Source organism: Brucella sp. RRSP16, from assembly GCF_052246815.1.
GTDB classification, from domain to species: Bacteria; Pseudomonadota; Alphaproteobacteria; order Rhizobiales; family Rhizobiaceae; genus Brucella; species Brucella intermedia.
The window spans coordinates 19,827-38,870 of the sequence record NZ_JBQQAM010000006.1 but is presented as its reverse complement, the minus strand read 5'-3'; the positions used below and the strand labels follow the sequence as shown (position 1 = coordinate 38,870).

The window sequence follows — 19,044 nt, the reverse complement described above, 5'->3', positions numbered from 1 at the left end:
GCGCGGCTCCCGTCTCCCTCGCCTATTGACCGAGGAAAAGGACGGCGGCAATCACGATGGAAGCCGCAACGGCGGACAGGGTGCCAGCGCCCTGCAAGGCTCCCATACGATAGAGAACCAGTGAAAAGCCGATGATCGCCGGTGTCGCGACCATGAGCCCGATCTGTGCGTCGGTCATTGAAATTTCCTTTGCTATGGTGGCGATACACTGGCCCGGTCAGTGCGTTTGTTCTTTGCCAAAACGCAAAGAAGCTCCCGATTGCGGGCGCTAGGCATGTTCCATGTCTGGAACCGAAGATTTGACCTTAGTTGCAACGGGTTCGGAGGATCGCCTCGAAGACGATCTCCTGCTCTGGATCCTGGTGTGGAGCGAGCTTGCCGCCTTCGCAATCCTGCTGACCGCTTTCATGGTGATGTCGATCATCGACGTGGAAGGGGTGACGCAGCTGCGTTCGCATCTGAGCCCCGCCCTCGCCGCAACCAACACCGTCGTGCTTTTGATGAGCGGCTGGCAGGCGGCAATTGCCGTGCGCAGACGCAACGATTTGAGCGGGGCTCGCCGTCCGCTTTTATATGCCGCATTTTTCGGTCTCATTTTCGTGGCGATCAAGCTCGTGGAATATTCGCATGAAATCGAGTTCGCGGGCGATGATGCCGCCGGTTCCTTTTTCGAGCTTTATTTTCTGCTGACCGGCTTTCACCTGATGCATGTGCTGTTCGGCTCGGTGGTGCTGGCGCTGGTCGCATGGCGGCCGACACGATCCAATGTCCTGCTGATCACGACGCTCTGGCACGCCATCGACCTCGTATGGCTTGTGATGTTTCCTGTCCTTTATCTTGCCTGAGGCCCACAGTGTCCGATCGCGCTCATTCGCTCACCCGAACATTCATTGTCCTCGTTGTCCTTGCCCTGAGCGGCGCATTCATCGCAGCCACCAGCGCAGGAATGCTCGCAGCCGTGGTCATCGTGCTGATCCTGGCCTTCGCGAAAGGCTGGTTCGTCATCCTCGACTTCATGGAGATGCGCGAGACGGACGGCCTTTTGAGGCCTGCCTTGCTGGCCTGGCCTGCGCTCCTGCTGGCGCTTGCGCTCGGACGTTCCACCCTTGTCCGCATCCTCTTCTAAACAACTGTTCCATCTCCCGTTCTGCGCTTTGCTGGAAACGCTCCAGTCTTTGCCAAATCGCAAAGAAGGCTTTCGCCCGACCGATAGAACGGTCCTGTCCCGTGATGCTGGCGAGGGGAATGACCAGCCACATTATCGACGGGGGAATTTGCCGGGCTTTGACCCCGGCCAATGAAAGGACGAAGGGATGGCAGAACGCCTAACCAAGACCGGCGCTCGAAACGTCTTCTACGGCGGGTCTATTTTCTTTTTCGCGATCTTCGTGGGGCTGACGGCGCACAGCCACTACTACATGAAAACGACATCCACGGATGAATCGACGCTGACGGCATCGGTTGCCCGCGGCAAGCACATCTGGGAGAAAAACTCCTGCATCAACTGCCACACGCTGCTGGGTGAAGGCGCCTATTTCGCGCCCGAGCTCGGCAATGTCTGGAAGCGCTGGGGCGGGGAAGAAGACCCGGAAGGCGCACGCGAGACGATGAAAGCGTGGATGCAGGCACAACCCACCGGGATCGAAGGGCGTCGCCAGATGCCCCAGTTCAACCTGAGCGAACAGGAACTCAACGATCTGGCTGATTTCCTTGAATGGACCAGCCGCATCAAGACGCAGGACTGGCCGCCCAACGAGGCAGGCTGAGCGCGGGATGAACGGAGTTACACACTATGAAATATGAAAGCCAAAAGGTTGCGATGCTCTATTTCTATGGAGCGCTCGTACTGTTCATCGCGCAGGTCGCATTCGGCGTTCTCGCCGGTACGATCTATGTCCTGCCCAACACTCTCTCCGAGCTGCTCCCCTTCAACATCGTCCGCATGATCCACACCAATGCGCTGGTGGTCTGGCTGCTGATGGGCTTCATGGGTTCAACCTATTATCTGCTGCCTGAGGAGACAGAAACCGAGCTTTACAGCACCAGGCTCGCCGTCATCCAGTTCTGGCTTTTCTTCGTCGCGGCAGGCATCGCCGTTGTCGGTTACCTGTTCCATATTCACGAGGGGCGGGAATTTCTCGAACAGCCATTCATCATCAAGGTCGGCATTGTCGTCGTCTGCCTGATCTTCCTGTTCAACATCACGCTGACGGCGCTCAAGGGCCGCAAGACGACCGTAACAAACATCCTTCTGTTCGGCCTGTGGGGCCTTGCCCTTTTCTTCCTCTTCGCCTTCTACAACCCGATCAATCTCGCGCTCGACAAGCTTTACTGGTGGTACGTCATCCATCTGTGGGTTGAAGGCGTGTGGGAACTGATCATGGCGTCGATTCTCGCCTTCCTGATGATCAAGCTCAACGGCATCGACCGCGAAGTCGTCGAAAAATGGCTCTATGTCATTGTCGGACTGGCCCTGTTTTCCGGTATTCTCGGCACCGGTCACCATTATTACTGGATCGGCGCGCCCGGTTACTGGCAGTGGATCGGTTCGCTGTTCTCTACGCTCGAAGTCGCCCCGTTCTTCACCATGGTCATCTTCACCTTCGTGATGACATGGAAAGCTGGTCGCAAACATCCAAACCGCGCGGCTCTTCTTTGGTCCATCGGCTGTTCGGTGATGGCCTTCTTCGGAGCGGGCGTATGGGGTTTCCTGCACACGCTGTCCTCGGTCAACTATTACACCCACGGCACACAGTTGACGGCAGCCCATGGCCATCTCGCCTTCTTCGGTGCCTATGTCATGCTCAACCTCGCGGTCATGGCCTATGCGATCCCTGAACTGCGTGGACGGGCGCCATATAACCAGATGCTCTCCATGGTGAGCTTCTGGGCGATGTGCACGGCCATGTCCGTGATGACATTCGCGCTGACCTTTGCGGGCGTCGTGCAGACCCACCTTCAGCGCGTGCTCGGAGAAGCATTCATGACTGTGCAGGATCAGCTGGCCGAATTCTACTGGATACGCCTCGGCTCCGGCGTCGTGGTGGTGATCTCGGCCTTCATGTTCATCTGGGCCGTGCTGGTTCCGGGCAAGGAACGCCGCGAAAACACTTCCGGCTTCGTACAGCCCGCCGAATGATCGACGCCAGGCCCCGCCATCAGGCGGGACTTCACCGCTTGATGCAAAGGAAAACGGCCATGAACTCCATTCTCAGAAATGTCGACAATACCGGCGTCTCAATCCCTGCCTACAGCGCAACGGGCAATGAATGCGCGCTTTTTGAAATGGCATGGACGCGCAAGCTGCCATTACTCCTGAAAGGCCCGACCGGCTGCGGCAAGACGCGGTTTGTAAGCCATATGGCCGCAAAGCTCGGCCTGCCGCTCTCGACAGTTTCCTGCCATGACGATCTGGCAGCCGCCGACCTGACGGGGCGTTATCTGCTCAAGGGCGGCGATACCATATGGGTTGACGGCCCGCTGACCCGCGCCGTGCGCGAAGGCGGCATCTGCTATCTCGACGAGATCGTCGAAGCGCGCAAGGACGTGGCCGTGGTCCTGCATCCGCTGACCGATGACCGCCGCCTTCTGCCATTGGAACGCACCGGGGAGCTGCTCGAAGCGCCCGACCGCTTCATGCTCGTCGTATCCTACAATCCGGGTTACCAAAACCTGCTGAAATCCCTGAAGCCCAGTACGCGACAGCGCTTCGTCGCCATCGAGTTCGACTTTCTGCCGAAAGAGCAGGAAATCGCGGTGGTGAGTGAAGAAAGCGGACTTGCTGCGCAGAAGGTCGCGCCGCTGGTGGCGCTGGCGCACCGGCTGCGCGGGTTGAAAGGCCACGATCTGGAAGAAGGTGTTTCGACCCGCCTGCTGGTCTACTGCGCCACGCTGATCGAGGCGGGCATGCCGCAACGCGAAGCGGCGCGCGCCGCAATGATCGAGCCCTTGACCGACGAGCCGGACGTGAAGGCCGCGCTGATTGAAGTTGCCGATGCAATGCTGAAATAGGCGGGCGCACCATGCTGGATTTTCTGGAACTGGAGGAAACCGTCGGCCGGGCGTGGCATCGCCTGATCGGCAAGACGGGATCATGGCCGCATTATCCCGAGCAAGCCGTGCAGCTTGGCGATATTCGCCAGAAACTTGCCATCTGCTTTCGCGGTTTTGGCGGCGACGTGGCCGTGCAGATCGCTCCCGCCCGCGCGCGAACCTCCGGGCACAGGCTGGGCTTGCGGCAGCGAATGGCCCTGGGTGAAGAAAAACTCAGCCAGCCATTGCGGGATGAAGCGACATTGATGCTGCCGCCAGAGATCGCGCTTTTTCCCGACCGCACGCTCAATTACGATCTTTACGTCTGGCTTGCCGGTTACATGGCGGTGATGCCGGTTGAGGTGAACGAGCTTCCCACCGATCCGCTGCGCCGCAATCTTGCCTCGCTTGCTGTCGCATCGGAAACGGTTGCGAAGACTTGCCGGGTATTTCCCGGCTTGCAGAAACGTTATGCGCGGTTGTGCGAAGCAGTGCTGGCTGCACGCCCCAAACGCCCGCTCCATGGGCTGGAGCGACAGGTGGAAGAACGGATTCTGGTGCTTCTGAAACAGGGCGCGGGACTGCCCGACGACAGCATCCCCACGATCTTTCCGCATTGCGCGCCCGCGAGCTATCTGCCTGCCCTGCCCGTCCCGCTATGGCCGGAATTGATAAGGCGCGAGGAAACCGCGCCGCGCGACAGCGACGACCACCCGGTGCCCGGCAGCAAGGTCGATGGCGTCGAAACCGGACGGCAAATCGCCAATCGCGAGAAGCAGGACCCGAGACTGGCCGACAGAAGCCCGTTCATTCTCAACCGCTTCGAAAAAATCCTGGCCATGGCCGAAATGGTGAGCGTCGACCGGCCAACCGACGATAGCGACGAGCAGAACGCCAAATCCGCCGATGAGCTTGACGATCTGACACTGGGTGAGCGCAAGGGCAGGCCTGCTGCCCGTTTCCGGTTCGACCTCGACCTGCCGCCGGAAGCCATCGACCGAACGGCTCTCACCGCCGGATTGACCTATCCGGAATGGGACTACCGTAAGGCAAGCTATCTTCAGGATCATTGCCACGTTCTGGCTGCCCCCGCGCAAGCTCGTGACGTGCCAATGGAACTCGATGATGAAGCAATGAGCCTTGTGCGACGCGTGCGCCGCCAGTTTGAGATCCTGCGTCCGGGCCGCGAATTGATGCGGGCGCAACTTGACGGCAATGATCTCGATCTTGATGCCGTGGTCCGTTCGCGATGCGACTTTGCCGCCGGTGGTCAGGGGAGCGACCGTGTGCACCTTATGAGCCGCCCCAAGGCAAACGACCTTGCGGTTACCATTCTGGTCGACGTGTCGCTGTCCACCGATGCTTGGATCGACAATCGACGCGTGCTGGATGTGGAAAAGGAGGCGCTTCTGGTTCTGGCCAATGGCATTGCAGCCTGCGGCGACCGCTGTTCCATCCAGACCTTCACCTCGCGCCGCCGTTCATGGGTGCGGGTCGAAACGGCGAAGGACTTTGACGAAGCCTTCGGACCGGCGGTCGAACACCGCATTGCGGCGCTGAAACCCGGCTTCTATACGCGAATGGGAGCAGCCATCCGCCATTCAACGGCAAAGCTTGCCGAACAGCCCAACCGCAAGAAGCTCCTGCTGGTGCTGACGGATGGCAAGCCGAACGATGTCGATCACTATGAAGGCCGGTTCGCCCTTGAGGACAGCCGCAGGGCAGTCCAAGAAGCGCGCGCCAGAGGCGTCAACGTCTTTGCCGTGACGGTCGACCGCGAGGCCAGCAGCTATCTCCCCGCACTTTTCGGCCGCAGAAACTATGCGCTCGTGGCCAGACTGTCGAAACTGCCATTCGCTCTGCCCGCGATTTACCGGATAATGACGGCATAGCGGGATTGATCGGCTTGCGCGATAGCGCGACGCCTATCCCCGCTCCGCATTGTGGGTTTCTTCCGAAGGCTTCCAGATTCTATAGCGGATTTCGAAACCGTCCTTCGCATAGATGACAATCGGGAGGCGGCTATTGTAGCGCAGCATGAAATTCTCGCCGCGCACCGGCACGAAATCGGTTCGCTTGCTGTCTTCCGGGCAGGCCATCAGCGTGCCGGACATGCGGTCGCTTGCCGTGAGGGTGAAATAGTCGAAGCCCCAGCCTTCAACGGTACTCGGGGTCAGACTTCCGCCAAACCAGCTTATATTGCAGTCCACTGTTGCGTTGCGCCCCGCGATGATTTCCACTTTTGCATCCTGTTCCTTTTCAAGCGGCGGAAGATGGATGACATAGCGGTAGGAACCGGACGGCGCGGCCGGAAAAGCCTGCAGGTTCCTTTCAGATTCAGTCTTTCCCTCGGCGCTTGCGACATGGGGAACGGCGAAACTGGCTGCGATCAGCCCTATCTGCAAGAATTGTCTGGCTTTCATGGTCATGCTCTCGTTTTCTGTTGCGTTCCCACTATCGCAATAATGAAGCGGAAGCTGTGGGAAATCTCACTCTTGCACGGTTTCAGAAACTGAATCCTTTTTCTCATCGGGCCGCCCGCCCAGGCGCTCGGGCAGATGCTCGGCCAGTCGCTGAATGACGAAGTAGAGACCGGGGGTGAGAAGCAATCCCAGACTTGTGGCGGCCACCATCCCGCCAAAGATCGTGACGCCGACAGCCTGTCTCGCGCCAGCGCCTGCGCCCGACGACAGGATGAGGGGCAGAATGCCGAGGATAAAGGAAACGGCTGTCATCATGACGGCACGAAAACGCTGTTCGGCACCGGCACGGGCAGCCTCCCCCGCCGTCAGACCGGCCTCGCGTTGTTCCTTGGCGAACTCCACAATCAGGATGGCGTTCTTTGCGGCAAGCCCGATCAGCAACACCATCGCGATCTGCACATAGAGGCTGTTCTGCAACCCGAAGAATGTGAGGCCCGCGACGGCCCCCAAAAGCGCAGCGCCCAGCGACAGGATCACGACTGCCGGCAAGGCCCAGCTTTCGTATTGGGCGACAAGGAAGAGATAGGCGAAGAGGAAGGCAAGCGCGAAGATGAGCGTCTCCTGACCGCTGCTTCTTCTTTCCTGGAAGGATAGTCCCGACCATTCGTAGCCATAGCCTTCCGGCAGGACTTCCGAAGCGACCTGTTCCATCGCCGCCATGGCCTGCCCGCTGCTGGAACCCGGAGCGGTTACGGCGTTGACCTGCGCCGAAGCTGCAAGATTGTAGCGGGTGATGACGAAGGGCGCCAAAACCGTGGTCAGCGACACCACGCTCCGCAGCGGGACCATGGCTCCGCTGCGGTTGCGGACATGGAGCTTGAGGATATCCTCGCTATGCGCGCGGAAGTCGGAATCGGCCTGCAGGTTGACCTGGAAAACGCGCCCGTTCAGCGTGAAATCATTGACGTAGCGCGAGCCGAAATTCGCACCGATCGCCGCATATATATCCGACACGCTGAGGCCAAGGGCTTCGGCGCGGGAACGGTCGACATCGACATAGATCTGCGGGACATTCGCGTTGAAAGTGGTTGCCGCACCAGCGATTTCGGGACGCTGATTGATGGAACCCAGCAAGGAGGCAACCACCTGCGCGATCTCCTGCGGAGGCTGGCCCTGCAAGGCCTGCAGCCGGAAATCGAGACCGCCAACCGCTCCCATGCCCGCGATTGCGGGCGGCGCGAATACGGCAACATTTGCGCCGGGAACCTGCGAGAATTTCGCGCGCAGGCCGTTGACGATGCTGTTGAGCTGCAATGCCCTCGTCTCGCGGTCCGCCCATGGCGTAAGCGCGGCAACGGCCATGGCGCTGTTGGGCGTGCTCGTTGACTGCAGGATGCTGAACCCGCCACCGTTATGACATCCTGAACGCCTTCGGTTTCGCTCAGCGTCTTGCGCACATTCTCGACGATCAGGTTCGTGCGGTCGAGCGAAGCCGCGCTCGGCAGCTGTATGTCGACAAAGAGAGCGCCCTGATCTTCATCGGGCAGGAAGGTTGCGGGAAGATTGACAAAGACGAAATAGGCCAGTGCAAAACAGGCGACGACGCCTGCAACCGGTATGACCCAGTGCTTCACCAGAACACCGACGATCTTGCCGTAGCCTTCGCGGGTTTTCTCCATGGAGCTTGAGAACCACGCCAGTGGACCCCTGCGGTAACCGCGCTGCCCGTGCCTGAGCAGAAACGCTGCAAGCGCTGGACTGAGCGTCAGGGCCACGAATGAGGAAAGTACCAGCGCCGACGAGATCGTGACTGCGAACTGCCTGTAAAGCTGTCCGCCGATGCCCTCCAGAAAAGCGGTGGGCGTGACCACCGCCAGCAGGACGAGCGTCGTGGAAATGATCGGCCCGGTGATCTGGTGCATCGCCTTGCGCGTCGCATCGATGACCGGAATGTCCGGCTCGTCTTCCAGCACATGTTTGACGTTTTCCACGACCAGGATTGCATCGTCCACCACAAGCCCGATGGCAAGGACGAGAGCCAGCAGCGAGATCATGTTCAGCGAATAGCCGACCGCAAACAGCACCGCCACCGCACCCAGCATGGAGACCGGTATGGCCAGCGCCGAGATCAGCGTCGCCCGCCAGTCCTGAAGGAAGATGAATGTGACCGCGAGCACGATCACGAAAGCCTCGAACAATGTTCGAGTGGTCAGTTGCAGGCTCGCCTCGACGAACCGTGTCGCATCATAGACGACATGATATTGCAGCCCCGCCGGAAATCTCGACGACAGGCGTTCAAGCTCTGCCTCCACGGCTGTCGCGGTCTGGATCGCATTGGCGCCGGGCGACTGGTTGATCTGCAGCATAGCCGATTCATGACCGGCAAAACTTGCTCTCGAAGCATAGTTGCGTGCGCCCAGTTCCAGACGCGCGATGTCGCGCAGGAACACTTTCGCACCGTCGGCCCCGGTACGAACGACGATGTTTCCAAACTCCTCCGTATCGCGAAGCCGCCCCTCGGCCACCAGCGTATATTGAAGCTCGGTCCCCACGCGCATGGGCGGCGCGCCAGCCTGACCGAGCGTCGCCTGGATATTCTGGCGCTGGATCGCGGCCGAAACCTCATCGACCGTTATGCCGAGCGCGTCCATGCGCTGCGGATTGAGCCAGACGCGCATCGAATATTCGGACGCGCCCACGACATTCATCTCGCCGACGCCGGGTACGCGGGCCAGCGCATCGACAATCGTGGTCGTGGCGAAATTTGTGATTTCAAGGGCGTTCAGGCTGTCGTCCGGTGAGTAGAACGCTATGGCCAACACGAAATCCGGCGAACGGGACCGGACCGACACGCCTTGCTGCGCCACCGCTGCGGGCAGACGGGAGATCGCCAGCTGCGCGCGGTTCTGGACATTGATCTGCGCCAGTTCAGGGTCGGTCCCCACTTCAAAAGTGACGGACAGCGAATACTGCCCGGCATTGGAACTGGTGGACGACATATACATCATGCCATCGACACCGTTGATTGCCGTTTCCAGCGGTCCGCCGACGACATCGGCGAGCACCTCCGCGCTCGCGCCCGGATAGGAGGCCGATACATTGACCGTCGGCGGCGTGATCTGCGGATATTGCTGGATAGGCAATGAAAAGATCGCAATCGCACCGGCGATGGAAATGATGATCGAGATGACGATTGCGAGGCGGGTTCGCCTTATGAATAGCTCGGAAATCATTGCCCCACCCCTGCACTGCCGGGGATCGGGTCAAGAGGAGATACGGCCTGCCCGTCTGCGATGCGCTGCAAGCCCTCGACGACAATCGTTTCACCGGCCTTGAGGCCATCCGTGACCGACCACCCATTGTCAATGCGTGTGCCCGTCACGATGGGTCGTCGGGAAACCGTGTTTCCTTCGTTGAGAACATAGACATATTTGCCCTGCCGGTCCTGCAACACGGACCCCATGGGGACCACCGGCAATTCACCGGCCGTTTCATCCATGAGATTGACGGCAACCACCTGCCCGGGAACCAGAATATGGTTCGGATTGGCAAACAGCGCCCGCACCGCCACTGTGCCGGTCTGCGCGCTCACCTCATTGTCGATGAACTGGATGGTCCCGCGTTCGCCATATTGCGTACCATTGGCAAGCGTCAGGCTCACCTTGAAGCTTTCCGGGCTGACCGTGCCACCTCCCGCTTCCTTCTGGCGAATGGCGATCAGCGCGCGGTCCGGGATGGAAAACACAACCCGCACGGGATCAAGCTGCACGATGCGTGCAAGCGGCCCCATGCTCGGGCCGACCAGATTGCCCACTGTGAAGAGCGAACGTCCTATCGTCCCGTCAATCGGCGATCTGACCTGCGTATAGGAGAGATTGAGCCGGGCATTGTTGAGCGCGGCTTCGGCGTTCCGCACATCCGCCGTGGCAATGTCGAACGCGGCCTGCGCATCATCGAGAGCGGCTTGCGAAACAGTATTCCGGTTGGCGAGGGTCCGCGTTCGGGAGAGTGTTTGCCGTGCGGCATTCTGGGCGGCTTCCGCCCGCGCAACCTGTGCTTCCGCGGACATGACCGCCGCCTGCATCTGATCCGGCTCGATTTCGAAAAGGAGGTCGCCTGCCTTGACCGCCGATCCCTGTTCAAACGCCTTTTCCTTCAGGAAACCCGTGATCCGGGCCTGAATATCGACCGCTTCAATCGCCTCCACCTGCCCGTTGAAACGAAACGGCGCGGTTGCGGGCGCCAATTCCACTTTGCGCACGACCACGGGAGGCGCTCCGCCAGCCGGAGCCTGCTGGGCGAGACCGGGCTGCACGGGCAAGGCCCAGAGCACCGTTACAAGGACAGCGGTAACAGAACGACGAACGAGAGACTTCTTCAATTGCGTGTCCTCCCTCCGGGACGGCATCGGTCGATCACTCACGCATTTCGGGTACTCAGGGCTATTCCGATATAGGCAACACCTGCGATCATCAGCGCAATTCCAGCGATTGATCCGGACGGCAGGTCACGCGTCAAAGGCCATTTCGCCACCAGTGCCGCACTGGCGGACCAGGCAATGAGACCGGACAGTGTAAACCACCACCAGCCGCCTGCGGGCCTGATTTTCCAGGATAGCGCCAGTTGAAGGAAACCATGGACGAACACGACGATTGCAATCAGCAAGGTGATGGCGAGCGCGCCCTTGAGGGGGTTCAGATAGATCATGATCCCGCCTATAAGCTCCACCACGCCGGACAGTTCCTGCCAGACGAAACCTGCCCAGCTTTTGATCCAGAGCGACTGGATTATCTTGACGATACCGATGGCCATCAGCACCAGCCCGAACATGGTGCTGGCTGCAAAGTCCGAGATTGCGGGCAAGAACAGGCAGAGTATTCCACCCGCAAAAAGCAGAATGCCGATACCGAGAAAACCTTTCCATTTTCTCTGTTCGACAGTCTTTCGTTCCATTAATTGCAGTTGCTGGATGTCCATTGCGGACCCCTCAATGTCAACAGGAGGACGTTACTGCGAATGTGAAAGTATGTGCATGTTTCGATATAATAGTATAGTCCGCTTGCAATAAAACCAGAGCGTGGTTCACCAATCGCCGTCTTCCAGTTTCAGCCAGCTCGTCGAGGTAATGCCGGAACGCAGGCTCATCTGCGCTACCAGCGCTTCGACCAGCCGGTCATCTTCCTTGCCCGCGAACAGCGTCGCCTCTATTTCGGTCTCGTTGCTTCCTTCGATGTGGTGACTCCGGATCGCGTGGAAGCGGAGTTTCTTCAGATCGAGCGTCTGGATCAGCAGCGCCCTGACCGGAATTTCGCTTTCCGAAGGACACCGGAATTTCACGAGATAAAACTGCTCGTTCTCGGGTTCGACGAAGGAATAGCGGTTCACGAGCACCGCGATCCTTGGCAGCGAAATGTTAAGGCAGACGATGAAAAAGGCCGTTTCGATGGCGAGCAGCCACATCCCGTAACCGGTCAGAACGCCAACCGCGCCGGTACTCCAGACCGTGGCTGCGGTACTCAGCCCCTTGATGCTCGCACCGTCCTTGATAATCAGCCCCGCGCCGAGAAAGCCGATGCCTGTCACAACCTGCGACCCCATTCGGAGGTCACTACCAAGGCCGAGCGAATAGGGCAGCGAAGCATAGGCCGCAGCGCCCAGCGCCACCAGGCCGTGCGTCACAAGGCCGGAATGGCGTTGTTTGATCTGGCGCTCCAGACCAATCACGCAACCGAGCAGAAGCGCCAGCCCGAGATTGATCATGATAGACGGGATTGCGACGACTTCCGTCATGCAGGTCCTTTATGCCTCGGGCGATCAGGCAGGCAATTGCCTCCATGAAGCAGAGATGTCCGCCCTTGCACCAGACATCCGCATTACAGCTGATTGTGCGCAGCCAGGGCCGCTCAACTGAACAGGAGGCAGTATAGGCATTCTTTGTGCAGATTAGGAAGACTTGTCATCTGTGCGATATCATATTTTTATTATAGTGCTTGAATTATTTCATCTAAAGTAGTTTCATCGAAAAATTCCGGACGCATTCTTTCCAAAATCGACTGAGGGGTCAGATTGCATGGGTTTGCTTGGAATACTACTCGGACTAGCCCTGCTCATGTGGTTTGCCTATCGCGGCTGGAGCGTCATTCTGCTTTCGCCGGTGGCGGCGCTGCTCGTCGCGCTTCTCTCCGGCGAGCCCCTTCTGGCCAACTGGACATCGAATTTCATGGGCGGAACGGCAAGCTTCGTCAGCCGATGGTTTCCGCTTTTCCTGCTTGGCGGCATTTTCGGAAAGCTGATGGATGACAGCGGCTCCATTACATCCATTGCAAGATATCTGACGGAGAAACTGGGTGTGAAGCGCACGATGCTTTCCGTCGTGCTTGCATCGGCAGTCGTCACCTATGGCGGCGTCAGCGTGTTCGTCGCCTTCTTCGTTCTCGTGCCCATGGCGCGGGAAATGTTCAAGGCGGCCAACATACCGGCGCGTCTGATGCCTGCGGCCATCGGGCTTGGCGCCTTTACGTTCACCATGTCGGCCATGCCGGGCACGCCCTCCACGAACAACGCCATTCCGATGCCCTATTTCGAAACCACGACATTCGCGGCGCCGGGACTGGGCATCATCGCCTCCATCATTACGCTGGTCTTCGGCATGTGGTGGCTGCAGCGCGCGGAAGCCAAGGCGCGGGCTGCGGGCGAAAACTATGTCGATGACACGGGCGATGTCGAAATCACAGAGAAACTCAGGGAACAATCGACCCTCTCGGGTGACTTCGACCCGGCCGAGTTCGAACACGGAGCGCGCGCGGCGGCGCTGCCACCCTTCTTCTTCGCCCTCCTGCCCTTGCTCGTTGTCATCGTCGTCAATTTCCTGATGGCGCTGATTATCCTGCCCCGTGTCGATTTCTCGTTTCTCGAGCAGGAGCCATGGAATATCGACGTCGGTTCTTCGATCGGCTTGTGGGCTGTCCTTATTGCACTGGCAGCGGCCATCGTTACGTTGCTGGTGGTCAATTTCAACCGGCTCCGGGCAATCCGGGAAAGCCTCGACGCCGGGGCCAACTCCTCGGTCCTGCCGATCCTCACCATAGCAAGCCTCGTCGGCTTTGGTGCGGTTGTGGCCGCCATGCCCGCCTTTACCGTGGTTCGGGATGCGGCGCTTGAGGTGCCGGGCGGTCCTCTCGTCTCATTGATTGTCGCCATGAATGCTCTCGCGGCTCTCACCGGGACCGCATCCGGCGGCATGGCCATAGCGCTCAACGCGCTGGGCGATGAATATATGCGACTTGCGATCCAGTATGGGATAAGCCCCGACCTCATGCACCGCCTCACCGTGCTCAGCGCTGGCACGCTGGACGCTCTGCCTCATAACGGTACGGTGCTTCTGCTCCTGCAGATCAGCAAGCAGACCCACGCATCAAGCTATTTCGACATGGTCATGACCGTGATTGTCGGTGTGATCATATCGCTTGCTGTCGTCTTCGTGCTCGGGTCTGTGTTTGGTTCCTTCTAAGCATAACCATTGTTGTTGAAAGGAAGCGAAAATGAAAAGGACATTTCTTCTTGCCGCCGCACTGTTTTCAGTGATGGCAAGCCCAGCATTCGCGCATCTCAACCCCGCCGAACACGGTTCGTTTGCGGCGGGCTTTACCCATCCCCTGTCCGGTGCCGATCATATACTTGCCATGGTCGCCGTCGGTCTTTGGGCCTCCATGCTTGGCGGGCGCGCACTCATCGCCGTTCCGTTAAGTTTCGTGGGCGTTATGCTGCTGGGCTTCGTAGCCGCCCTCGGCGGTCTGCCGATCCCCTATGTGGAGCCCGTCATCCTCGCATCCGTTATCGTGCTCGGCCTTCTCGTGGCCGTGGCATTCCGTGCATCGACGCCAGTTGCTGCACTTATCGTCGGGTTCTTCGCATTTTTCCATGGCTATGCGCATGGCGGAGAAATCGGCGGCGCTGCGTTTCTTTCCTATGGTGCCGGTTTTGCGCTTGCGACCGCTTTGCTTCACGCGGCGGGCATTGGCGTAGGGCTTGCAGCCGGACGCGCGCTGCAGGGATCCGGCGGACAGATGGCTATGCGAGTGGCTGGCGGCTTTGCGGCCCTCAGCGGACTTTACCTGATGGCAGGATGATGTGAGCGTCATCTTGCTGGATCATTCGAAGAGAAATACTGAACCTGAAATGCCAAACGATGGGCCGGTGCCGGAAATGCCCGCGCATTCTCCGGCGCTGCCCATGCTGCATCTCATGCGGCTGGTCAGTCCCAGCCAGCCGGTGGGTGCTTTTTCCTATTCACGCGGCCTCGAATGGGCCGTCCATTCGGGAACGGTTACGAATGAGGAAAGCTGTGCCGGATGGGTATTCGGCCTTCTGGAGCACAGCTACGCCGCACTTGACGGCGCTATTTTCTGGCGAATGGTTTCGGCGCTGATGCAGTACAATGAGGCCGAATTCCATCGTCTGAACGACTGGCTTGGAGCAAGCCGCGAAAGCAGTGAACTTGAACTGGAGGACCGCCGGATGGGCGAGTCCCTGCTCACATTGCTGTCGGAACTTGGTGTCGAGCGGGCCCGCAGCTTCGCTTCGGACCAGCGCGCGACCTATCCGGCGGCCTTTGCGATTGCAGCGTGTCACTGGAATATCGCGCCCGTCGATGCCCTGCGCGGCCTTATGTGGAGCGTGGTTGAAAGCCAGATCATGGCCGCAATCCGTCTCGTGCCGCTCGGTCATACGGCAGGCCAGAGGATACTTATCGCCGGCGCAGCGAAGATCGAGCGCGCCGTCGAAAAGGCCCGCACGCTCAATGACGATGAAATCGGCAACACGGCACCCGCGCTGGCCATGGCCAGCGCCTGGCACGAAACACAATACAGCCGCCTATTCCGGTCGTGACCGGAGCGTATGCCTGTATCGTTCGAGATTTTCTTCCGCCGTGGTCGCATCCGCCGGAGCAACTGGCACCAGAGCCTTGAAAGCATACTGGCCGATCAGCATGATCCAGGTCACAATCACGAATGTCGAGGTCAGCACCGGCATTCCGATCGGTTTCAGGAATATCGCGACCGAGGCCCAGACCCAGGTGGACACGACGGCGCCGAAGACGGCGTAGAGGAAGCTGCTCCAGCTGAAAACAAGGAAGAAGCCGCCCAGCGCCATTGCCGTCAACGCCGCGTTATAACCGAAAAGCCCGTCACGAATGGCCCCTTCCGGACCGCCGAAGGTGGCGGCGATCACCGCTCCTATTATCGCCCCCAGAAGGCCCATGAAGGCGCTTACCCGGGAGTGGATCGCGATGCCGACAAGCATGATGTAGCCGGTGATCCAGTTATCCTGAAAGAATATCTGCCCGATGGCCGTGCCGATCCCCATGTACCAGGTCGGAAGGTCATAAGGAATGGCGTAGGAAAACTGCTCCGGTGAAACCGGCTTCGCCATCGGCCCCGCATCTATGGCATCGAATTTGAGAATGGCGAACAGAAACAGCCAGCCGACCAGCACGAAGGGCATTGTCAGGGGCGCCACCTTGTGCGGTCCCAACAATGCGGCGATGCTGGTGAAGGCCATGGTGGTCAAGGCAGCGGCACAAATGACGTAAATCGTCATTGCGGGTGACGGCACTGCGCCGCTGCGGAAATCCTCACTGGTGAAGGCGACCAGCGCAAGGGCGACCAGAACGCCGTTGAACCCGAAAAGGCCGTCGCGGATGAGGCCCTTGTCAGCCTTGAGGATGATTGCCGTCAGCGTGCTGGACACAACCCCGAGCAGGCAGACAAGCGCGTAAATCCAGGAGTTCACCAGAATGGCGAACAGAATGACCAATCCGGATAGCGGGTTGTTCTGGAACACCACCTGCCCGATGCCGCGCAGCGTCCAGTCGATAAATCCCAGAGAAGGATGATCCCGCATTGCATTGAGCTGCATGGACGTATTCCCTTCTATATTGATCCAGAGCATTTCCCCGTTCAATCGAAGCGTCGGAAATGCTCCATCCGTTTGTTTCTACGCATTTCCTTACCCCGAAACCGGTTTCCACCTTCGGGAGACATGCTCTATTTCCTCCGCTACGGCATCGGCTCCCGAAATCGAAATCGATTTTCGGAAACACGATGCGCAGCTTCGACAGGTAGAGCTTCCTTGCGCAGTCCCGAGGGACACGAGGGCGCTCTAGAACAGGAAATAGCGTTGTGCCATCGGCAGGACGTCAGCCGGTTCACACGTGATCAATTCACCGTCCACCCGCACCTGATAGTTCTGCGGATCGACCTCCAGTTTGGGCGTCAGCCCGTTGTGGATCATGTCTTTCTTGCGGATATTCCGGATGCCCTTCACGGCAACGAGCTGCTTGTTCAGCTTCAGCTTTTCGCCGATGCCGTCATCCAGCGCCGATTTCGAGACGAAAGTCACGCCGGTGGAACCGAGCGCGCGCCCCAGGACCCCATACATCGGCCGGTAATGGACCGGCTGCGGCGTTGAGATCGATGCATTGGGATCGCCCATCGGGGCCGTTGCAATCATGCCGCCGATCATGACGAGGCTTGGCTTCACGCCGAAGAATTCCGTTTTCCACAATACGAGATCGGCCCGCTTTCCAACTTCAATCGAGCCTATCTCATGCGCAAAACCGTGCGTGATCGCCGGGTTGATCGTATATTTGGCGACATAGCGCTTGGCGCGGAAATTATCGTTCCGGCTGCTGTCTTCGCCGAGCGGGCCGCGCTGCACTTTCATCTTGTGGGCCGTCTGCCAGCAGCGCAGGGTGGTTTCCCCGATGCGGCCCATGGCCTGCGAATCCGACGACATCATCGAGAAGACGCCCAGATCATGGAGAATGTCTTCCGCCGCGATGGTTTCACGCCGGATCCGGGATTCAGCGAAAGCCACGTCCTCGGGAATTTTCGGGCTGAGGTGGTGACAGACCATCAGCATGTCGAGATGTTCGTCGACTGTATTGATGGTGTAGGGACGCGTCGGATTTGTTGAAGACGGCAGGATGTTTTCTTCGCCCGCCGCCGTGATGATATCGGGCGCATGACCGCCACCGGCGCCTTCCGTATGGAAGCTGTGGATGGTCCTGCCCTTCATCGCGGCAAAGGTATCCTTGACGAACCCGCTTTCGTTCAGCGTATCCGTATGGATGGCGACCTGGATGTCCTCCTCGTCGGCCACGTTCAGGCAATTATCGATGGCGGCGGGCGTCGTTCCCCAGTCCTCGTGGAGCTTCAGCCCGACAGCTCCGGCCCTTATCTGCTCGCGGAGGGGTTCGGGCTTGCTGGCATTGCCTTTGCCCAGCAGTCCCACATTGATGGGGAGCGCCTCCACGGCTTCCAGCATGCGGTGGATGGCCCATGGCCCCGGTGTAACCGTGGTTGCGAGCGTGCCGACCGTCGGCCCTGTTCCGCCGCCGACCAGCGTCGTGGTGCCGCTCGCCAGCGCTTCCTCGGCCTGCTGCGGCGCAATGAAGTGAATATGCGTGTCTATCCCGCCGGCGGTGAGGATCTTGCCCTCGCCCGCGATGACATCTGTGGCGGGACCGACGACTATATCGACGCCCGGCTGGATATCGGGATTTCCGGCCTTGCCGATCCCCGAAATACGACCGTTCTTGATGCCGACATCGGCTTTGATGATGCCCCAGTAGTCGAGGATGATGACATTGGTGATGACGAGATCGGCTGTTTCGGCCGCAGGTCTCTGTCCCTGCCCCATCCCATCGCGGATAACCTTGCCGCCGCCGAAGGTCACTTCCTCGCCATAGATGCAGCGGTCGTCCTCGATCTCGATGATAAGTTCCGTATCGGCCAGCCGCAGACGGTCGCCCTTTGTCGGGCCATAGAGTTCTGCATAGGCTTGTCTTGAGATGGTCCCCATCTCCCCCTCCTACAGCTTCCCGTTGATTTTTGCATTGAAGCCGTAGACCTCGCGGTCACCAGCCAGCGCGACCAGTTCGACTTCACGGTCCTGCCCGGGCTCGAACCGCACGGCGGTCCCAGCCGGAATATTGAGGCGGAAGCCCCTCGCCCGTTCCCGGTCGAAGTCAAGAGCCTCGTTCGTCTCGTAGAAATGATAATGCGACCCGACCTGTATCGGCCTGTCGCCAGTGTTCGCCACGGCGATGACGCGGGTTTCACGACCGTCATTGAGTTCGATCGTCCCGTCTTCGATGAAATATTCACCCGGTATCATGATCGTCTCCTCAAGCGCATCCCGATATGTTCAAGATGCGCGTTAAAGCAAAAGCCCAAACGTTCCCGGCAGTGCGGGAGATGTTCTACGGAATTGGATTGTGAACGGTCACAAGCTTGGTACCGTCCGGAAAGGTGGCTTCCACCTGAATGTCATGGATCATTTCGGGCACCCCCTCCATCACCTCATCGCGGGTGAGCAGGGTGGCTCCGTAGGACATGAGTTCCGCAACCGTCTTGCCGTCGCGGGCTCCCTCCAGAATTTCGGCGGAGATGAAAGCCACGACTTCGGGATAATTGAGTTTCAGCCCTCTGGCCCTTCGTCGTTCCGCAACCAGTGCTGCGGTGAAAATCAGAAGTTTGTCCTTTTCACGTGGCAATAGTTCCATTTGTAGGCCCTCTCAAAGTCA

The 19,044-nt window shown here is 59.3% G+C and carries 18 protein-coding genes and 1 pseudogene; 9 read left to right on the top strand and 10 right to left on the bottom strand.

Annotated features, from left to right (window positions below; translation table 11 throughout):
- Positions 1–22: 22 nt before the first annotated feature.
- Positions 23–178, bottom strand: coding sequence for a hypothetical protein (locus ACS5UA_RS10880; protein WP_010660610.1), 156 nt, complete (start codon positions 176–178; stop codon positions 23–25).
- 103 nt (positions 179–281) lie between these two features.
- On the opposite strand from ACS5UA_RS10880, the gene ACS5UA_RS10875 reads away from it, so the two are divergent.
- The 6 genes from ACS5UA_RS10875 to ACS5UA_RS10850 all read left to right on the top strand — a co-directional run bounded on the left by ACS5UA_RS10875 (position 282) and on the right by ACS5UA_RS10850 (position 5,924).
- Positions 282–845 carry a cytochrome c oxidase subunit 3 gene (locus ACS5UA_RS10875; protein ID WP_112702319.1) on the top strand — a complete coding sequence of 188 codons (564 nt, stop codon included), beginning with the start codon at positions 282–284 and terminating at the stop codon, positions 843–845.
- Positions 846–853: 8 nt separating this feature from the next.
- Positions 854–1,126 (top strand): cytochrome C oxidase subunit IV family protein, encoded by a 273-nt coding sequence (locus ACS5UA_RS10870; RefSeq protein ID WP_112702320.1) that lies wholly within the window; start codon positions 854–856, stop codon positions 1,124–1,126.
- A 187-nt stretch (positions 1,127–1,313) separates the two neighbouring features.
- Complete coding sequence (locus tag ACS5UA_RS10865; RefSeq protein ID WP_006466562.1) at positions 1,314–1,766, top strand: c-type cytochrome; 453 nt, start codon at positions 1,314–1,316, stop codon at positions 1,764–1,766.
- Positions 1,767–1,792: 26 nt separating this feature from the next.
- The gene (locus tag ACS5UA_RS10860) at positions 1,793–3,139 is read left to right on the top strand and encodes a nitric-oxide reductase large subunit (protein ID WP_112702321.1); all 1,347 of its coding nucleotides are present in this window, start codon (positions 1,793–1,795) and stop codon (positions 3,137–3,139) included.
- A gap of 59 nt (positions 3,140–3,198) precedes the next feature.
- The gene (locus ACS5UA_RS10855; RefSeq protein WP_112702322.1) at positions 3,199–4,011 is read left to right on the top strand and encodes a CbbQ/NirQ/NorQ/GpvN family protein; all 813 of its coding nucleotides are present in this window, start codon (positions 3,199–3,201) and stop codon (positions 4,009–4,011) included.
- An 11-nt stretch (positions 4,012–4,022) separates the two neighbouring features.
- The gene (locus ACS5UA_RS10850; RefSeq protein WP_112702323.1) at positions 4,023–5,924 is read left to right on the top strand and encodes a nitric oxide reductase activation protein NorD; all 1,902 of its coding nucleotides are present in this window, start codon (positions 4,023–4,025) and stop codon (positions 5,922–5,924) included.
- Between the two features lie 33 nt (positions 5,925–5,957).
- On the opposite strand, the gene eco is transcribed toward ACS5UA_RS10850, so the two are convergent.
- From eco to ACS5UA_RS10825, 5 genes and pseudogenes are all read right to left on the bottom strand, one after another.
- Positions 5,958–6,455, bottom strand: a complete 498-nt coding sequence (eco, locus tag ACS5UA_RS10845) for a serine protease inhibitor ecotin (protein ID WP_244629942.1) — start codon at positions 6,453–6,455, stop codon at positions 5,958–5,960.
- Between the two features lie 66 nt (positions 6,456–6,521).
- Positions 6,522–9,688: pseudogene (locus ACS5UA_RS10840) on the bottom strand (efflux RND transporter permease subunit).
- A complete protein-coding gene (locus tag ACS5UA_RS10835) occupies positions 9,685–10,836 on the bottom strand; it encodes an efflux RND transporter periplasmic adaptor subunit (RefSeq protein ID WP_112702326.1) in 1,152 nt (383 codons plus the stop codon). Before ACS5UA_RS10835 ends, ACS5UA_RS10840 begins: the two are co-directional and overlap by 4 nt.
- A gap of 38 nt (positions 10,837–10,874) precedes the next feature.
- Positions 10,875–11,408, bottom strand: a complete 534-nt coding sequence (locus ACS5UA_RS10830) for an HdeD family acid-resistance protein (RefSeq protein ID WP_247883459.1) — start codon at positions 11,406–11,408, stop codon at positions 10,875–10,877.
- A gap of 129 nt (positions 11,409–11,537) precedes the next feature.
- Positions 11,538–12,245: an MgtC/SapB family protein gene (locus ACS5UA_RS10825; RefSeq protein ID WP_112702328.1), complete on the bottom strand. Its 708-nt coding sequence runs from the start codon at positions 12,243–12,245 to the stop codon at positions 11,538–11,540.
- A gap of 280 nt (positions 12,246–12,525) precedes the next feature.
- On the opposite strand from ACS5UA_RS10825, the gene ACS5UA_RS10820 reads away from it, so the two are divergent.
- Genes ACS5UA_RS10820 through ACS5UA_RS10810 form a run of 3 tightly spaced genes read left to right on the top strand, consistent with a single transcriptional unit; the run spans position 12,526 to position 15,344 of the window.
- Positions 12,526–13,965 (top strand): GntP family permease, encoded by a 1,440-nt coding sequence (locus ACS5UA_RS10820; RefSeq protein ID WP_112702329.1) that lies wholly within the window; start codon positions 12,526–12,528, stop codon positions 13,963–13,965.
- Between the two features lie 31 nt (positions 13,966–13,996).
- On the top strand, positions 13,997–14,584 hold the full coding sequence (locus ACS5UA_RS10815) for a HupE/UreJ family protein (RefSeq protein ID WP_112702330.1): 588 nt from the start codon (positions 13,997–13,999) through the stop codon (positions 14,582–14,584).
- A gap of 49 nt (positions 14,585–14,633) precedes the next feature.
- Positions 14,634–15,344, top strand: a complete 711-nt coding sequence (locus tag ACS5UA_RS10810; protein ID WP_244629941.1) for an urease accessory protein UreF — start codon at positions 14,634–14,636, stop codon at positions 15,342–15,344.
- On the opposite strand, the gene ACS5UA_RS10805 is transcribed toward ACS5UA_RS10810, so the two are convergent.
- The 4 genes from ACS5UA_RS10805 to ureA form a co-directional block, all read right to left on the bottom strand.
- The gene (locus ACS5UA_RS10805; RefSeq protein WP_112702332.1) at positions 15,330–16,373 is read right to left on the bottom strand and encodes an urea transporter; all 1,044 of its coding nucleotides are present in this window, start codon (positions 16,371–16,373) and stop codon (positions 15,330–15,332) included. The genes ACS5UA_RS10810 and ACS5UA_RS10805 overlap by 15 nt on opposite strands.
- A 243-nt stretch (positions 16,374–16,616) precedes the next feature.
- Positions 16,617–18,320 (bottom strand): urease subunit alpha, encoded by a 1,704-nt coding sequence (ureC, locus tag ACS5UA_RS10800; protein WP_006466550.1) that lies wholly within the window; start codon positions 18,318–18,320, stop codon positions 16,617–16,619.
- 9 nt (positions 18,321–18,329) lie between these two features.
- The gene (locus ACS5UA_RS10795; protein WP_006466549.1) at positions 18,330–18,635 is read right to left on the bottom strand and encodes an urease subunit beta; all 306 of its coding nucleotides are present in this window, start codon (positions 18,633–18,635) and stop codon (positions 18,330–18,332) included.
- 85 nt (positions 18,636–18,720) lie between these two features.
- Positions 18,721–19,023, bottom strand: coding sequence for an urease subunit gamma (gene ureA, locus ACS5UA_RS10790; protein WP_006466548.1), 303 nt, complete (start codon positions 19,021–19,023; stop codon positions 18,721–18,723).
- Between the last annotated feature and the right edge of the window lie 21 nt (positions 19,024–19,044).

Bases quoted from the DNA above. Each gene is read 5' to 3' on its own strand.
- ACS5UA_RS10880 (WP_010660610.1), bottom strand. From the start codon at position 178: ATGACCGACGCACAGATCGGGCTCATGGTCGCGACACCGGCGATCATC.
- ACS5UA_RS10875 (WP_112702319.1), top strand. From the start codon at position 282: ATGTCTGGAACCGAAGATTTGACCTTAGTTGCAACGGGTTCGGAGGAT.
- ACS5UA_RS10865 (WP_006466562.1), top strand. From the start codon at position 1,314: ATGGCAGAACGCCTAACCAAGACCGGCGCTCGAAACGTCTTCTACGGC.
- ACS5UA_RS10860 (WP_112702321.1), top strand. From the start codon at position 1,793: ATGAAATATGAAAGCCAAAAGGTTGCGATGCTCTATTTCTATGGAGCG.
- ACS5UA_RS10855 (WP_112702322.1), top strand. From the start codon at position 3,199: ATGAACTCCATTCTCAGAAATGTCGACAATACCGGCGTCTCAATCCCT.
- ACS5UA_RS10850 (WP_112702323.1), top strand. From the start codon at position 4,023: ATGCTGGATTTTCTGGAACTGGAGGAAACCGTCGGCCGGGCGTGGCAT.
- eco (WP_244629942.1), bottom strand. From the start codon at position 6,455: ATGAAAGCCAGACAATTCTTGCAGATAGGGCTGATCGCAGCCAGTTTC.
- ACS5UA_RS10830 (WP_247883459.1), bottom strand. From the start codon at position 11,408: ATGGAACGAAAGACTGTCGAACAGAGAAAATGGAAAGGTTTTCTCGGT.
- ACS5UA_RS10825 (WP_112702328.1), bottom strand. From the start codon at position 12,245: ATGACGGAAGTCGTCGCAATCCCGTCTATCATGATCAATCTCGGGCTG.
- ACS5UA_RS10820 (WP_112702329.1), top strand. From the start codon at position 12,526: ATGGGTTTGCTTGGAATACTACTCGGACTAGCCCTGCTCATGTGGTTT.
- ACS5UA_RS10815 (WP_112702330.1), top strand. From the start codon at position 13,997: ATGAAAAGGACATTTCTTCTTGCCGCCGCACTGTTTTCAGTGATGGCA.
- ACS5UA_RS10810 (WP_244629941.1), top strand. From the start codon at position 14,634: ATGCCAAACGATGGGCCGGTGCCGGAAATGCCCGCGCATTCTCCGGCG.
- ACS5UA_RS10805 (WP_112702332.1), bottom strand. From the start codon at position 16,373: ATGCAGCTCAATGCAATGCGGGATCATCCTTCTCTGGGATTTATCGAC.
- ureC (WP_006466550.1), bottom strand. From the start codon at position 18,320: ATGGGGACCATCTCAAGACAAGCCTATGCAGAACTCTATGGCCCGACA.
- ACS5UA_RS10795 (WP_006466549.1), bottom strand. From the start codon at position 18,635: ATGATACCGGGTGAATATTTCATCGAAGACGGGACGATCGAACTCAAT.
- ureA (WP_006466548.1), bottom strand. From the start codon at position 19,023: ATGGAACTATTGCCACGTGAAAAGGACAAACTTCTGATTTTCACCGCA.